The sequence below is a fragment of the Streptomyces mobaraensis genome (assembly GCF_020099395.1).
In the GTDB taxonomy this organism is placed as follows: domain Bacteria; phylum Actinomycetota; class Actinomycetes; order Streptomycetales; family Streptomycetaceae; genus Streptomyces.
The window spans coordinates 3,630,348-3,645,982 of the sequence record NZ_CP083590.1; the positions used below are offsets into that span (position 1 = coordinate 3,630,348).

The window sequence follows — 15,635 nt, forward strand, 5'->3', positions numbered from 1 at the left end:
CCAGGGCCGGCGCCGCACCGGGCGGCCGCCGGCCCCCATCCCCGAACCCACACCTGGAGAAGCACTCCATGCGCATGCGTACCAAGACCGCGAGCACGGTGCTGGCCCTCGCCGCCGCGCTCACCCTGTCGGCCTGCGGCGGTTCCGACGACAAGGCGGAGGACAAGCCGATCGCCGACGTGTCCGGCGTCGAGGCGAAGAAGTCCCCGATCACGCTGGACGACGCCAAGGCCAAGCCGGACCTGGTCCTGAAGGACACCTCCGACAAGCAGTACCAGCTCGTCAAGGAGACCGCGGGCCGGCCCGTGCTGCTCTACTTCGGCTACACCTACTGCCCCGACGTCTGCTCGACGGTGGTCTCCGACATGGCCGCCGCCGCGAAGAAGCTGCCGCAGGCCGACCGCGAGAAGCTGCGGATCGTCTTCGTCACCACCGACCCCGAGCGGGACACCCCGGCCCGGATGCGGAAGTGGCTGGACGCCCAGGGCGGGCAGGACATCGTCGGCCTGACCGGCTCGTTCGACACCATCCAGGCGGCGGCCAAGCCGCTGGGCATCCTGGTCGACAAGCCGAAGAAGGAGAAGGACGGCTCGGTCACCGTCAGCCATGGCGCCCAGGTCGTCGGCTTCTCGCCCAAGGACGACAAGGGCCACTGGCTCTACACGGCCGAGACCACCGCGGACCAGTACGCCAAGGGCCTCCCGAAGATCGTCAAGGGAGAGAACCCCTGATGCGCAAGTCCGCCCTCGCCGCGGTGGCGGCCGTCCCGCTGCTGCTGGCCGGCGCGCTGGTGGCCATCGCCGGGTACGGGACCGGCTCCTCGGACAAGCCCGAACTGTCCGTCAGCGGCGCCTACATGCCCCGGCCGGCCATGGACGACATGGCCGCGGCGTACTTCACCGTCAAGAACGACGGCGACTCGACCGACCAGCTCACCAAGGTCACCACCCCGCTCTCCCGCGACGTCACCCTGCACACCACCGACGGCTCGCGGATGAAGCACGCCGAGAAGCTGGACGTCCCGGCGAAGGGCAGCCTGTCCCTCGCGCACGGCGGCAGCCACCTGATGCTGGGCAAGCTCGACCACCTGCCCAAGGTGGGCGAGAAGATCGAGTTCACGCTGCACTTCGCCACGTCCGCGCCGGTGAAGATCCAGGTGCCGGTCGAGGACGCGTCGTACCGGCCCAAGGACTGACGCGGCATGAGCACCACCGTTCGCCGGCTCGGCGGCCTGCTGGGCGCGCTGGCCGCCGCCCTGCTCTGCGTGCTGACCGCCGCCGGCACCGCGTCGGCGCACGCCGCGCTCACCGCCACCGACCCCCGCCAGGGCTCGGTGGTGCCGGAGGCGCCGCGCCAGGTCCGGCTGACCTTCTCCGAGGGCGTGCTGCTCGGCGCCGACTCGGTGCGGGTCCTCGACCCCAAGGGCGCACGCGTCGACGACGGGCGGCCCGCGCACGTCGACGGCCGGTCGGAGACGGCGGCCGTCACCCTGCGGGCCGGGATCGCGAACGGGACGTACACCGTGGCCTGGCAGGCGGTCTCCGCCGACAGCCACCCGGTGGCCGGGGCCTTCACCTTCTCTGTCGGCGCGCCCTCGGCGACCACGGTGAAGGCGGTGGTCAAGGGGACGGACCCGGTGGTCGGGACGCTCTACGACACCGCCCGGTACGCCGCGTACGCGGGCTTCGCGCTGCTCGTCGGCGGCTGTGTGTTCGCCGCCGTGTGCCACACCGGGCGCGGGGTGCGGCGGGTCGCGGTCGGCGGCTGGGTGGCGCTGTTCCTGGCGACGGCGGCGCTGCTGGTGCTGCGCGGCGCGTACACGAGCGGCCGGGGCCTCGGTGCCGTCCTCGACCTGTCGCTGCTCGGGGACGCGCTGTCGAGCCGGCCGGGCGCGGCCCTGCTGACCCGGCTGCTGCTGCTCAGCGCGGCGGCGGTGGTGCTGGCCGTGGTGTTCGGCGAGCACGTCCGGACGGGGACTTCCGGTGAGCGTGCGCGGACGGGGACTTCCGGTGAGCGTGCGCGGACGGGGACTTCCTGCGAGCGCGCCCGGCCGGGGGATTCCGGTGAGCGCGCCCGGCCCGGCGGCGGGCGGCGGGCGTACGCCTGGGGGCTGGGCGCCGGCGGCGGGCTGGTGGCCGCGGGGCTCGCGGCGACCTGGGCGGCGGCCGAGCACGCCTCGGCCGGCCTCCAGCCCTGGGTGGCCATGCCCGTCGACGTCCTCCACCTGCTCGGCGTCGGCGTATGGCTCGGCGGACTCGCCGCCCTGCTCGCCGCGCTGGGGGCGGAGGAGCCGCTGCCCGGCGGCGCGGCCCGCCGGTTCTCCCGGCTGGCCTTCACCGCCGTCTGCGTCCTGGTCGCCACCGGGGTCTACCAGGCGTGGCGGCAGGTCGGTGGTTGGGCCGCGGTGACCGGTACGGAGTACGGGCGGTGGCTGCTGGTCAAGGTGGGGCTGGTGGGGGTGCTGGTCGTCCTGGCGGCGTTCTCGCGGCGCTGGACGGCGCGGCTCACCGACCGGGCGCCAGGCCGCGGGCCGCGCCCCAAGGCCGTACCGGAGAAGGCCGGAGGGAAGCCCGCCGAGAAGGGGGCCGCCGAGAAGGGGGCCGCCGAGAAGGGGGCCGCCGGCGCGTCGCCCGAGCGGGCGGCCCAACTCGCCCGGCAGCGGGCCGCGATGGCCAAGGCCGCCGGGCGGCGGGAGCGCGCCGCGGACGAGGGCCGGTCCGGCCTGCGCCGTACCGTGCTCGCCGAGGCGGCGGTCGCCGTCGTGGTGCTCGCCGTCACCACCGTCCTCACCACCACCCAGCCCGGCCGGGCCGAGACCGAGCAGGAGAGGGCCGGCCGCGCGGCCGGCGGCTCGTCGGCGTCCGCCGCCGGGCCGGTCGAGGCGGAGATCGCGTACGACACCGGGGGGAAGGGCGGGCGCGGCACGGCCCGGATCACCGTCGCCCCGGGGCGCTCCGGCGCCAACACCGTCGACGTCACGCTCACGGACCCCGCCGGGCGGCCGGTGGACGTCCCCGAGGTGGCGGTTTCGTTCACCGAGAAGGAGAAGGGCATCGGCCCGCTGCGGGCGCCGCTGAAGCGCCTGTCGGCCGGCCGGTCGCGTGCCTCCGGATTCCAGCTGCCCATGGCGGGTCGGTGGCAGCTCACCCTGACCGTACGGACCTCCGAGATCGACCAGGTCACCGAGATCCACGACGTGAAGATCGACTGATGGCTGAGACTGTGATGGCTGAGATGGCTGAGGCTGATGGCTGAGACTTCCGGCAAGACCAAGACGCAGCGGACCGGCAAGCCGGACGCGGCCGCCAAGATCGACAGGGCCGGCAAGACCGGCAAGAAGGCGGACCCCCAGGGCAAGCCGGACGGGCTGTCCCGGCGGCGGCTGCTCGGCACCGCCGGCGCGGTGGGGGCCGGCGGGCTCGTCGTCGGCGGGCTGGGCGGCGCCTCCGTCGCGGAGGCGGTCCGCAAGGAATCGGACCCGCTGTCCGGCGTCGGCTCCGCGTCCGTCCCCTTCCACGGCGACCACCAGGCGGGCATCGCCGACCCCGCGCAGGCCCACGGCCACCTGCTGGCCTTCGACCTCGCGCCGGGCGCGGACCGCAAGGCCGCCGCCGCCCTGCTCAGACGCTGGTCGGCGACGGCGGCCGAACTGGCGGAGGGGCGGGCGCCGAAGGGCGACGACACCGGCATCGCGCTGGACGCCGGACCGTCCTCGCTGACCGTCACCTTCGGCTTCGGCCGCACCTTCTTCGACCGCACGGGCCTGGCCGACCGGCGGCCCGCCGCCCTCGAACCGCTGCCCGCCTTCACCCAGGACGCCCTCGACCCCAAGCGCGGCGACGGCGACCTCTGGGTGCAGATCGGCGCCGACGACGCGCTCGTGGCGTTCCACGCGCTGCGGCTGCTCCGCAAGCAGGCCGGCGACGCCGTCCGGCCGCGCTGGGAGATGAGCGGCTTCAACCGCACCCCCGGCGCCACCCCGCGCCCGATGACCCAGCGCAACCTGATGGGCCAGGTCGACGGCACCAACAACCCCAAGCCCACGGACCCGGACTTCGAGGAGAAGATCTTCGTCCCGCGCGACCGCAAGGGCCCCGACGCGTGGATGGCGGGCGGGTCGTACGCGGTGGTGCGGCGCATCCGGATGCTGCTGGACACCTGGGACAACCTGCCGCTGGAGCGGCAGGAGCGGGTGATAGGCCGTCGCAAGTCGGACGGCGCCCCGCTGTCCGGCGGCGGTGAGACGACCCCCGTCGACCTGGAGAAGATCGGCCCCGACGGCGCGCTGGCCATCGCCGGCGACGCCCACGTCCGCGTCGCCGCACCCTCCGCCAACCGCGGCGCGACGATGCTGCGCCGCGCCTTCTCGTACCACGACGGCTTCCGCGACGACGGTGCCCCGGACGCCGGACTGCTGTTCGTCGCCTGGCAGGCGGACCCGATGAAGGGGTTCGTGCCGGTGCAGCGGAAGCTGGACCGGGGGGACGGGCTGTCGCGCTTCCTGCGGCACGAGGCGAGCGGGCTGTTCGCGGTGCCGGGCGGCTGCGCCGAGGGCGAGTACGTGGGACAGCGGCTGCTGGAGGGGTAGCCGGGGCCGGTGATGGGCGGGGGACCGCTGCCGCCCCGCTCGGTATCGTGGCGGCAGCCCGCTCTCCGCAGCGGACCGTTCGGAGGAGTATCGCGTGATGTCGGCCAGCCGCTACACCTACCTCGGTCCCGAAGGCACCTTCACCGAGGCCGCGCTGCGCACCCTCCCGGAGGCGGCGACGCGTGAGCTCGTGCCCAAGGTCTCCGTCCCGGCCGCGCTGGACGCCGTGCGCGGCGGCGAGGCGGCGGCGGCGCTGGTGCCCATCGAGAACTCGGTGGAGGGCGGCGTCACCGCGACCCTGGACGAACTGGCCACCGGCGCCCCGCTGATGATCTACCGCGAGGTGCTGCTGCGGATCGCGTTCGCCCTGCTCGTCCGGCCGGGAACGAAGCTCTCCGACATCAAGACGGTGACCGGGCACCCGGTCGCGCAGCCGCAGGTGCGCAAGTGGCTCGCGGCCCAACTGCCGGACGCGCGCTGGGAGTCGGCGGCGTCCAACGCGGACGGGGCGCGGCTGGTGCGGGAGGGCCGCTACGACGCGGCGTTCGCCGGGGAGTTCGCCGCCGCGACGTACGGTCTGGAGCCGCTGGTCACCGACATCCACGACGCGCGGAACGCGGAGACGCGGTTCGTGCTCGCGGGACGGCCGGCGCGGCCGGCGGCCCGGACGGGCGCCGACCGGACGTCCATGGTCGTATGGCTGCGGGACGACCACCCGGGCGCGCTGATGGAACTGCTCCAGGAGTTCTCGGCGCGGGGCGTCAACCTGACGTGGATCGAGTCGCGGCCGACGGGCGAGGGCATGGGGCGGTACTGCTTCTCCATCGACTGCGAGGGGCACATCACCGACCGGCGGGTGGCCGAGACGCTGATGGGCCTGAAGCGGATCTGCCCGAACGTCCGGTTCCTCGGGTCGTATCCGCGCGCGAGCGCGGACGGCGGCGAGCCGGGGGCGCCGGCCGGGGGTGCGCCGCGGCCGGGGACGTCCGACGCCGATTTCGTGGCGGCGGCGGAGTGGCTGGCGCGCTGCCAGGACGGGCGGGCCTGAGCCCGCCTGAGCACCGTCCTCAGCCCTGTCCCGAGGTCCACCGTCGGATCGTCCACAGAGTTATCCACAGGGCGGTCCACTCCTGGGGATAAGTCGACAGAGCGAGGCCCGGCCGGGCGGTACGAATCGGTCAACGTCGACAAATCTCTCTAGCAATCCACCGGATCGTCCACAGGACCGGCCGTCGAGTGGTGGGATCGTCCACCACCCCGGGGTCAGCCGAAAGGTCTCGAACAACCCTTAAGAGCAGGAAATCTCCACTCGAAAGAGTGTTGGAACAAGGTTTATCCGCCAGAAAGCCACCAAACCGTGGCCGATAACGAAAACAGCCGGAAGATCCGCTTCCGGCGTCCACAGATTTCGCACACACCCTGTGGACAACAAACCGGAATCACCCGTTCCTGTGGACAACCAAAGGCCCACAGGCGCCTCCCCACCGCCATGGGACGATTCGTCGACCTCTCTCCTTTTCGCGGCGGATCACCGAATTCACCCCGTGCGCCCCCAAGGTTTTCCACCCTTTCCCCACCGGCCCGCACCCGGTCCCGGAAAACCGGGAAAACCACCCGGAATGGGGCAAAACCTCCCGAAGAGGAATATCGCGTCGAGTGATCGTGACGGTCAACGGTAGCCTGGGGGGGTGATTGACCTTCGCCTGCTTCGTGAGGACCCCGACCGTGTGCGCGCCTCCCAGCGCGCCCGTGGAGAGGACGTCGACATCGTCGACGCACTGCTCTCCGCCGACGAGCGGCGCAGGTCGTCCGGCGTCCGCTTCGACGAACTCCGCGCCGAGCAGAAGGCGCTCGGCAAGCTGATCCCCAAGGCCACCGGCGACGAGAAGGCCGAGCTGCTGAAGAAGGCCGGCGAGCTGTCCGCCGCCGTCAAGGCCGCCGACGCCGAGCAGGACGAGGCCGCGGCGGAGGCCCAGCGCCTCCTGCTGGGCATCGGCAACCTCGTCCACCCGGACGTACCGCGCGGCGGCGAGGACGACTTCGTCGTCCTGGAGACCGTCGGCACCCCCCGCGACTTCGCCGCCGAGGGCTTCGAGCCCAAGGACCACCTGGAGCTGGGCCAGTCGCTCGGCGCGATCGACGTCGAGCGCGGCGCCAAGGTGTCCGGCTCGCGCTTCTACTACCTCACCGGCGTCGGCGCGCTCCTGGAGCTCGCCCTCGTCAACGCCGCCATCGCGCAGGCCACCGCGGCCGGCTTCACCCCGATGCTCACCCCCGCGCTGGTCAAGCCGCGCGCCATGGAGGGCACCGGCTTCCTGGGCCAGGCCGCGCAGGACGTCTACCACCTGGAGAAGGACGACTTCTACCTGGTCGGCACGTCCGAGGTGCCGCTCGCCGCGTACCACATGGACGAGATCATCGAGGCGGACAAGCTCCCGCTGCGGTACGCCGGTTTCTCGCCCTGCTTCCGCCGCGAGGCCGGCACGTACGGCAAGGACACCCGGGGCATCTTCCGCGTCCACCAGTTCGACAAGGTGGAGATGTTCTCGTACATCGCCCCCGAGGAGGCCGAGGCCGAGCACGCCCGGCTGCTGGAGTGGGAGAAGCAGTGGCTGACCAGCCTGGAGCTGCCCTTCCAGGTGATCGACACGGCCACCGGTGACCTCGGTGCCTCCGCCTCCCGCAAGTTCGACTGCGAGGCGTGGATCCCCACCCAGGGCAAGTACCGCGAGCTGACCTCGACGTCCAACTGCGACGAGTTCCAGGCCCGCCGGCTGTCCGTGCGGATGCGCGACGGCAAGAACGTCCGCCCGCTCGCCACCCTGAACGGCACGCTGTGCGCGGTGCCGCGCACGATCGTCGCGCTGCTGGAGAACCACCAGCAGGCCGACGGCACGGTCCGGGTGCCCGAGGTGCTCCGGCCGTACCTGGGCGGACGCGAGGTCCTGGAGCCGGTCGCCAAGTGACGTCCGCGCCCCCGCCCCCGTACCGTCTCGTCGCCACCGACCTCGACGGCACGCTGCTGCGGTCCGACGAGACCGTCTCCGAGCGCACCCGCGCCGCCCTCGCCCGCGCGGCGGCGGCCGGAGCCGCGCACATCGTCGTCACCGGCCGCCCGGTCGCATGGACGAAGCACATACTCGACGTGCTGGACTACCGGGGCCTCGCGGTGTGCGGGCAGGGCGCGCAGGTCTACCACGCGGGCGAGCACCGGCTGCTCACCTCGGTGACCCTGGACCGGCGGGTGGCCGCACTCGCCGTGGAGAAGATCGAGGCCGAGACCGGACCGCTGCACCTCGCCGCCTCCCGCGACGGCCTCGACGGCGACCTGCTCGTCACCGCCGGCTACCGGCTCCAGGAAGGGCCGCGCCCGCCCGTCCCCGTCACCGACCAGGCGGACCTGTGGGCCGAGCCGCTCAACAAGCTCTACCTCCAGCACCCGCGGCTCGACGACGACGCCCTCGCGGAGGCCGCCCGGGCCGCCGCGGGCGGCCTCGTCGACGTCACGATGGCCGGCGAGGGCATCGTCGAACTGCTCCCGCTCGGGCTGAGCAAGGCGACCGGGCTGTCGCTGGCCGCGCGGCGGCTCGGGATCAAGGCCGCGGAGACGATCGCCTTCGGCGACATGCCCAATGACATCCCGATGTTCGGGTGGGCGGGGTACGGCGTGGCCATGGCCGGCGCGCACGCGGAGCTCAAGGCCGTCGCCGACGAGGTGACGGCGGGGAACGACGAGGACGGCATCGCCGTCGTTGTGGAGCGGCTCTTCGGCTGAGGCGGGGGTACGCCTTCGGCGGGGGGTGCCCCGGTCCCGCCCTTTCACCGTTTCTTGCGGGGGCTGCGCCCCCACACCCCGAAACCGCGCGAAGCACGGCGAAAAACCTCACCGCCACCCGCCCCGCCGGCCCCGGACGAGCGGCCAGCAGGCGAAGCCCACGCTCACAGCGATGGCGTGCCCGACATCGGTGAAGGTGCCGCCGGTCGCCAGCGGTGTGGCGAAGAACAGGACGACCGCCACCAGCCACCCCCACCGCCAGGGCCGCGGAATCCGGTACGTGAGCAGCCCGGCCGCCGCGGCCAGCCCGTACGACACCCCGATGTCCACCACGTGCCGCATCGCACGCGGCGCCGCGTGGTGCTCGATGGCGACGAGCAGCACCTCCTGGCTGATCAGGGTGGCCGCGATGTGTGCGACGCCGACGGTGAACAGCCACCGCCAGGTCCCGGCCCAGCGCTCCACGTTGGCGTGGACCAGTTCGAAGAGGACGGCGTAGAGCAGGAACGACGAGGGCGTCTCGATCCAGAAGCCGCTGATGAGCAGGGACTGGAGCGGGTGCTTGTTCAGCTCGTGGATGTTGCTGCTGGTGCGGTGGAGGAGGAAGGTCTCCAGTCCCTCGCTGGCCGCCGCGATGACGAGGCTGGTGACGCCGATGACGAGCAGCCAGATGTGGGTGCCGGGAGAGCCGCGGACCCAGGAGCGGACGGCGGCGAGGACGGCGTCCCGGGCCCGGGCGGTCTCCCGCCCGTACCGGCGCACCCGGGTGGGAACGGACGGACGGCCGCCCTCCGGTGCCCCGGGTTCGTCCTGTTCCATCATTCGACGGTAGTCGAGGGGCCGCGGCCCGGACAGCGGACGGGGCACCGCGGGGCCGAGCCGGGTGACCGGGGGCGCCGAATCGCTTCTGCCTCACTCGTTCTGGCGGCGGGAAACGCACTCGTGCCCGATACGCTGAGGCCGGGATCAGAATCGCGCCCATGGGAGCAACCGTGACCACCTCCTCCTCCGCCGCCGGGCAGCCGCTCATCCCACAGCCCCCCGCCACGGTCACCGCACTGCGGCAGGCCATCAGCCAGATCGCGCCCGCCGCGCTGCCGGCCTTCACCAGGGAACTGGACCAAGCCGCGGACCAGTCCCGGCAAGGCTCCGACCTGGCGCCGCTCCAGCGCTTCATCGCCCAGTGGGCGGTCTATGTCCACATCCAGCGCCACCCTGACCTCGCGGCGGACCTCCGGCGCTGGGAAGACGCCGCGCGCTCGGGCGATGCCGACCAGGCACGGGCAGCCGCCTCCGCGATCGGGCGGATTCTGGACGGAGCCCACGCAGCCATCGGTCTGCCGCCCCGGTGAGCGGGGACTGGCGCTGGGAGTACGACCCCGGCCACGGCCATGTCGCGGGTGGGATCCCCGCACACGTGGTGACGGAGGTGGAGCGACTGGCCGGGCAACTTGTCGACCTCGCCAGCACGGGTATCGACGTCAGCGATCTCGGCAACGGGCCCCGCCCCGGTGGCCTCCGCCGCATGGACGCCGCTGGTGGCTGGTTTTACTTTCTGGTGGCACCACGTGATCCGCTGATCATCATCGTGCGCATCGTGCCCCCGTTCGACGCGCTGTAGCGGGGCGCCCGGCGAGAGCCCGCCCCCCCTGTCGGCCGCACAGGCTCGCGGGCCCGGGAGGTGCGTGCCTTCCGGGCCCGTTCGCGGTGCCGGTTGCGAGGGGGGAGGGGCTCACCGTGTGGCGGCCGGCCGCGGGGCGCGGAGCAGGGTGGTCACCGTGACGCAGAGGAGGGCGGTGAGGCCGGCGATGCCCCAGAGGACCGTGTGCCAGACGCCGGTGAGCTGCTGGGCGAGATGGGCGTGGTCCGGGCCGGTGAGGTGGCCGGAGGCGACGCGGGCGGCGAGGCCGGCGGAGCCGAGGCGGCTCTGGAGGAGGCTGAGCATCACCGCGCCGAGGGCGGCGATCATCATGGCCTGGCCGCCGCCGCGGACGGTGTTGAGGAAGCCCGCGGCCGTGCCGGAGCGCTCCGGGTCGACGAGGCTCATGGCCTGGCCGTCGATGATGCCGTTGGCCAGTCCGGTGCCGATGCCGATGGTCAGCAGCGGGCCGGCCAGGGGGGCGATGCCGCCGCCCGGGGCGAGGACGGTCAGCCAGGCGTTGCCGGCGGCGACCAGCGCGATGGCGACGGTGATGACCAGGCGGGCGGGCACGCCCCGGTTCACCAACTGCCCGCTGACCAGCGGCGCGACGAGGACGGGAGCGGTCAGCAGCAGCATCGTCGTACCGGCCTCGCCCGCCGGGACGCCGTTCACGCCCTGGAAGTAGGTGGGCAGGTAGGTCAGCGAGCCGGCGAAGCCGACGGCTCCGGTCAGTCCGGCGAGCGTCCAGGCGAGGTAGCGGCGGTCGCGGACCAGGGTCAGGTCGAGGACGGGGTGGGCCGAGCGGCGCTGGAGGACCGCGAAGAGGACGAGCAGGAGCGCGCCGGCGCCGAAGGCGGCCAGGACCAGCGGGTGCGTCCAGCCGTTCTGCGGGCCCTGGGTGACGCCGGTCATCACCAGGGCGAGGGCGGCGATGAACGTCACGGCGCCGGGCACGTCCAGGCGCGGCCGGACGGCCGCCCGCGACTCGGCGACGAGGAAGGTGCCGGCCAGCAGCACCGCGCCCACCGCGGCGAAGACCAGGAAGCCGGTGCGCCAGCCGAGGCCGCCGACCAGGGCCCCGGAGATCGTCGGGCCGGCGGCCAGGCCGATGCCGCCGGTGGTGCCGAGGGCGGCGTACGCCTTGGTGCGGGCGGTGCCGGAGAAGGTGGTGGCCAGCAGCGCGCCGCCGCTCGCCATCACCCCGGCGGCGCCGAGGCCGGCGACCGCGCGGGCCGCGTCCAGGACGAGGACGTCGGTGGCGGTGGCGCTCAGCAGCAGGCCGGCGGTGAACAGGGCGGCTCCGGCGCGGTAGACGCGGCGGCGGCCGAGGAGGTCGGAGAGCGCGCCGGTGACCAGCATGAAGCTGGACGCCGTCAGGAAGTAGCCGGTGACCGCCCACTGCAGGCTCGCGCCGGACGCCCCGAGGTCCGCGCCGATGTCCGGGAGCGCCACGGTGGTGCCGGACATCGACATGGCCAGGGTCAGCATCCCGAGCAGGACCAGCGCCAGGGTCACGGCCGGGCGGCGGGGGGCCTCGGGGGCGGTGATCGGGGCGGGGGCGGTCGGAGAGGGAGCGGTCGCGGTGGCGGTGTTCACGGTGGCGGCTTTCATGGCGGTGACGCTAGGTCCGCGGGCCGGGCCGCCACATCTGCCGGACGACCGGGTTCGGCGACCCGGTCACCGGTCACCGAGACCTGGTCATCCGACAGATGTGGGGACAGGGGCCGGGCTCGTAGCGTTCTCGACGTCAGCCGGACGGGCCGGCCGCTCCCGCCGGGGGCGGTCCCCCGCCGTCCCCCGACGGGGGCCGCCGGCCCGTTCGTTCCCGTCCTTCGCCTCCACAAGGGAGTACCGCCATGAACACCGCCCCCCTCCGCCTCGCCGTCATCGTCGGTTCCACCCGCGAGGGCCGGTTCGGTCCGACCGTGGCCGACTGGTTCGTCCGTGAGGCCGGTGCTCACACCGGGTTCGACGTGGACGTGATCGACCTGGCGGACGCCGGCATTCCGAGCACCCTCTCCGGCGAGCCCACCCCCGAGGTCGCCGCGGTCACCCCGCGGCTCGCCGCCGCCGACGCCTTCGTGGTGATCACGCCCGAGTACAACCACTCGTACCCCGCCTCCCTCAAGGCCGCCATCGACTGGCACTTCCCGCAGTGGCAGGCCAAGCCCGTCGCCTTCGTCTCCTACGGCGGGGTGAGCGGCGGCCTGCGCGCCGTGGAGCACCTGCGGCAGGTCTTCGCCGAGCTGCACGCCGTCACCGTCCGGGACACGGTCAGCTTCCACATGGCCTGGGAGCGCTTCGACCAGGAGGGCGAGCCGCTGGACGCGGCCGTGGTCAACGGCGCGGCCAAGCGGATGCTCGACCAGCTCGTCTGGTGGGGGCGCGCCCTGCGGCAGGCCCGCGACGAGGTGCCCTACGCGGCCTGAGGATTCCCTTTCCGATCTCCCTTCCGCTACCCCTTCGCACGGCTCTGACCAGCGATTACTGTGACCGTCATGCTTCATGGACGCTCCGGTGAACTGCACGCGCTCGACCGGCTCCTCGCCGAGGCCCGCCAGGGGCGCAGCGGCGCCCTGCTGCTCCGCGGCGAGGCGGGCATCGGCAAGTCCGTGCTCCTCGACCACGCCGCCCACGCGGCGCGGGAGGCCGGGATGCGGGTGCTGAGCGGCACCGGCGTCGAGGCGGAGGGTGAACTCCCGTACGCCGGGCTGCACTTGATGCTGTCCGGGGTGCTCGACCGCGTCGCCGGGCTGCCCGCGGCCCAGGCGGATGCGCTGCGTTCCGCCTTCGGCATGACCTCCGACGGCACCGGGGGCGACCGGTTCCTCGTCGGCCTCGCGGTCCTCACCCTCCTCGACGGCCTCGCGGAGGAACGGCCGTTGCTGTGCGTCGTCGACGACGCGCACTGGCTGGACCGGGAGTCGGCGGACGCCCTGCTGTTCGCCGTCCGGCGGCTCGGCGCCGAGCCCATCGCCGTGCTGCTGGCCGTCCGCGAGGACGACGCGCCCGCCTTCCCCGCCCCCGGCGTCCCGGAGCTGCGGCTGGGCGGGCTGGACGCGGAGTCCGCCGGGGCGCTGCTGGACGAGTCCGCCGCCGGGCTGCCCCGGCACGCCCGCGAACTCGTCCTCAAGGAAGCCGCGGGCAACCCCCTCGCCCTGCGCGAACTCCCCACCGTCCAGGGCGAGGCGGAACGGTACGCCTCGCCGTACGGCATGGCCGCGCTGCCCCCGCACAGCAGGCTGCTGCGCGCGTTCACCACGGCCGTCACGGCGCTGCCGGAACCCACCCGGGCCCTGCTCCTCGTCGCCGCCGCGGCCGGCGGCGCCGACCTCGCGACGGTACTCGGCGCGGCGGAACGTTTCGACGCCTCCCTGGACGACCTCGAACCGGCCGAACGCGCCCGGCTGCTGGGCCTCGCGGACGGCCGGCTCGCCTTCCGGCACCCCCTCATACGGACCGCCGTCTACCAGGACGCGCCCACGAGCCGCCGGATCGCCGCGCACCGCGCACTGGCCGACGCGCTCGCCGGCCGCCCGGACCACGCGGACCAGCGCGCCTGGCACCTCGCCGCCGCGGGCACCGGACCGGATCCGGAGACCGCCCGGCTGCTGGAGGAGACCGCCGAACGCGCCCGCGCGCGCGGCAGTTCACGCGCCGTCGCGGCGGCGTACGAGCGGGCGGCCGAGCTCACCCCGGACGCCGCCGGGCAGTGCCGCCGGCTGACGGCCGCGGCACGGGCCGCCGCCGACGCCGGACGGCCGGCCCACGCGGAGGAGCTCGCGGGCCGGGCCGCGGCACTGGCGGACGGTCCCGAGGCACTGGCCGGCGCCGTACGGATCAAGGCCGAGGCCCTCGACGAACAGGGCCGCTCCCGGGACGCGTACGCCCTGCTCGCCGGGGTCGTCCCGGATCTGGTCGGCATCGTCCCGGAGCTGGTCGGCATCGTCCCGGACCTGGTCGGCATCGTCCCGGACCTGGTCGGGGGCGTTCCGGGCCTGGTCGGGAGCGTCCCGGACCGCGTCGGGCCCGGACCCGAGCTCGGCGGGCCGGCATCCGGACACGTCGGATCCACCCGCGATCTCGACGGGCCCGCCCGTGAACTCGACGGGCCCGCCCGCGAGGCCGTCGGATCCGCCCCGGAGGCCGTGCGACCCGCCCCCGAACTCGTCGGGCCGCTGCTCTTCCAGGCCGCGCAGGCCGCCTGGCACGCCGGCGACCAGGACGCCCTCGACCGTACCGCCGCACAGGCGGCCGGGCTGGGCCTGTCCGAGGCCGGGCGGATCGCCGCGCTCGCCCGGCTCGCCGCCGGGCAGCACCGCTGCGGCCCCGGCGACCCGGGCGCCGGCGCCGACGCCGTCCGGCAGCTCATCGGCGCCGACGGGGAGTCGGCGGCGGACCTGCGGGAGGTGGTGCGCCTCGGCTGGTGGCACCTGTTCGCGGGCGACCTGCCGGCCGCGCGGGACCTGGCCGTCGCGCTGGAGCGGCGGTGCCGGGAGAGCGGCGCGATCGGCACCCTGGCCCTGGTGCAGATGCTCCTCGCCCGGGTCCAGCTGCTGCTCGGCCTGCACCGGGAGGCGCTGGCCACGGCCACCGAGGGAATGCGCGTCGCCGAGGACACCGGGCACGCCCGCGTCCGCGTCCACCTGGCGACCGTCCTCGCCCAGCTCGCCGCCGTCCGGGGCGACGAGGAGGGCTGCCGCGAGCTGACCGCCGAGGCCCTGGCGCGCGGCGTCGCCCCCGGCACGGTGCACGCCGCCTGCGCCCTCGCCCTGCTCGACCTGGGCCTCGGCCGCACCGAGGCGGCCTTCGACCGGCTCTCCGCCGTCGCCTCCGGCCCCGACCGGCAGGGCGTCATCGGCAGCCTGCCCGACCTCGTCGAGGCCGCGGCCCGCCTGGACCGCCCGGACGGCGGGCGGTCCGCCCTGGCCTGGTACGAACGGCACGCGGCGGCCTACCCGCGGCCGTGGACGGAAGCGGTCGCCGAGCGCTGCCGGGCGCTGCTCTCCCCCGAGCCGGCCGAGGCCGGAAAGCACTTCGCCCACGCCGTGCGGCTGCACCGCGAAGGGGGTTCCGGCTTCGAGCGGGCCCGTACCGAGCTGCTCTACGGCGAGCACCTGCGCCGGCGGCGCCAGACGTCCGAGGCGCGCCCCCTGCTGCGCTCCGCGCTCGACGCCTTCGACCGGCTCGGCGCCGCTCCCTGGGCGGAACGGGCCCGGACGGAGCTGCGTGCCACCGGGGAGAGCCTGGGCGTACCGGCCGCCACGCCCGGTCTGCTCGATCGGCTCACGCCGCAGGAGGCGCAGGTGGCGCGGCTGGCGGCGGACGGTCTGAGCAATCGCGACATCGGGGCGCGGCTGTTCATCAGTCCGCGGACGGCCGGGTATCACTTGTCGAACGTCTACCCGAAGCTCGGGATCAGCTCGCGGAGGGAGCTGGCGCGGCTGGGGTTGTGAGGTGCCCCGGTCCCTCCCCCAGAGGGGGCACCCCCATTCGCCGTTTCCCGGGGCTGCGCCCCAGACCCCCTTGTCGCGGCTTCGCCGCTCGTCCTCAAGCGCCGGACGGGCTGGATATCAGCCCGTCGGGCAAGTTGTAGGATGACTGGGCAACCGGGATACCGGTGAACCGTA

Annotated in this window: 13 protein-coding genes; 11 read left to right on the forward strand and 2 right to left on the reverse strand. The window is 74.3% G+C overall.

The window, feature by feature from the left end:
• The first annotated feature begins 68 nt into the window (after positions 1-68).
• The 7 genes from K7I03_RS15710 to K7I03_RS15740 all read left to right on the forward strand — a co-directional run bounded on the left by K7I03_RS15710 (position 69) and on the right by K7I03_RS15740 (position 8,363).
• Positions 69-731 carry an SCO family protein gene (locus K7I03_RS15710; protein ID WP_185940445.1) on the forward strand — a complete coding sequence of 221 codons (663 nt, stop codon included), beginning with the start codon at positions 69-71 and terminating at the stop codon, positions 729-731.
• On the forward strand, positions 731-1,195 hold the full coding sequence (locus K7I03_RS15715; protein ID WP_185940444.1) for a copper chaperone PCu(A)C: 465 nt from the start codon (positions 731-733) through the stop codon (positions 1,193-1,195). The genes K7I03_RS15710 and K7I03_RS15715 overlap by 1 nt, the downstream gene beginning before the upstream one ends.
• 6 nt (positions 1,196-1,201) lie before the next feature.
• Complete coding sequence (locus K7I03_RS15720) at positions 1,202-3,211, forward strand: copper resistance CopC/CopD family protein (protein WP_185940443.1); 2,010 nt, start codon at positions 1,202-1,204, stop codon at positions 3,209-3,211.
• A gap of 36 nt (positions 3,212-3,247) precedes the next feature.
• Complete coding sequence (efeB, locus tag K7I03_RS15725; protein ID WP_185940442.1) at positions 3,248-4,588, forward strand: iron uptake transporter deferrochelatase/peroxidase subunit; 1,341 nt, start codon at positions 3,248-3,250, stop codon at positions 4,586-4,588.
• 97 nt (positions 4,589-4,685) lie between these two features.
• Positions 4,686-5,636 (forward strand): prephenate dehydratase, encoded by a 951-nt coding sequence (gene pheA, locus K7I03_RS15730; protein WP_185940731.1) that lies wholly within the window; start codon positions 4,686-4,688, stop codon positions 5,634-5,636.
• 640 nt (positions 5,637-6,276) lie between these two features.
• Positions 6,277-7,554, forward strand: coding sequence for a serine--tRNA ligase (gene serS, locus K7I03_RS15735; protein WP_185940441.1), 1,278 nt, complete (start codon positions 6,277-6,279; stop codon positions 7,552-7,554).
• Positions 7,551-8,363, forward strand: coding sequence for an HAD family hydrolase (locus K7I03_RS15740; RefSeq protein WP_185940440.1), 813 nt, complete (start codon positions 7,551-7,553; stop codon positions 8,361-8,363). The genes serS and K7I03_RS15740 overlap by 4 nt, the downstream gene beginning before the upstream one ends.
• 108 nt (positions 8,364-8,471) lie before the next feature.
• Here the strand turns inward: K7I03_RS15740 and K7I03_RS15745 are convergent, their stop codons facing one another.
• Positions 8,472-9,182 carry a rhomboid-like protein gene (locus K7I03_RS15745; RefSeq protein ID WP_185940439.1) on the reverse strand — a complete coding sequence of 237 codons (711 nt, stop codon included), beginning with the start codon at positions 9,180-9,182 and terminating at the stop codon, positions 8,472-8,474.
• Positions 9,183-9,343: 161 nt separating this feature from the next.
• Here K7I03_RS15745 and K7I03_RS15750 point away from each other — a divergent pair, with 161 nt between their 5' ends.
• Together K7I03_RS15750 and K7I03_RS15755 are read left to right on the forward strand one after the other, a co-directional pair.
• Positions 9,344-9,715, forward strand: coding sequence for a DUF6247 family protein (locus K7I03_RS15750; RefSeq protein ID WP_185940438.1), 372 nt, complete (start codon positions 9,344-9,346; stop codon positions 9,713-9,715).
• Positions 9,716-9,780: 65 nt separating this feature from the next.
• The gene (locus tag K7I03_RS15755) at positions 9,781-9,984 is read left to right on the forward strand and encodes a hypothetical protein (protein ID WP_398857281.1); all 204 of its coding nucleotides are present in this window, start codon (positions 9,781-9,783) and stop codon (positions 9,982-9,984) included.
• A 111-nt stretch (positions 9,985-10,095) separates the two neighbouring features.
• On the opposite strand, the gene K7I03_RS15760 is transcribed toward K7I03_RS15755, so the two are convergent.
• On the reverse strand, positions 10,096-11,616 hold the full coding sequence (locus K7I03_RS15760; RefSeq protein ID WP_185940436.1) for an MFS transporter: 1,521 nt from the start codon (positions 11,614-11,616) through the stop codon (positions 10,096-10,098).
• Positions 11,617-11,861: 245 nt separating this feature from the next.
• Here K7I03_RS15760 and K7I03_RS15765 point away from each other — a divergent pair, with 245 nt between their 5' ends.
• Both K7I03_RS15765 and K7I03_RS15770 read left to right on the forward strand, forming a co-directional pair.
• Positions 11,862-12,434, forward strand: a complete 573-nt coding sequence (locus K7I03_RS15765; protein ID WP_185940435.1) for an NADPH-dependent FMN reductase — start codon at positions 11,862-11,864, stop codon at positions 12,432-12,434.
• 69 nt (positions 12,435-12,503) lie between these two features.
• Positions 12,504-15,461, forward strand: coding sequence for a helix-turn-helix transcriptional regulator (locus tag K7I03_RS15770; protein ID WP_185940434.1), 2,958 nt, complete (start codon positions 12,504-12,506; stop codon positions 15,459-15,461).
• The last annotated feature ends 174 nt before the right edge of the window (positions 15,462-15,635 follow it).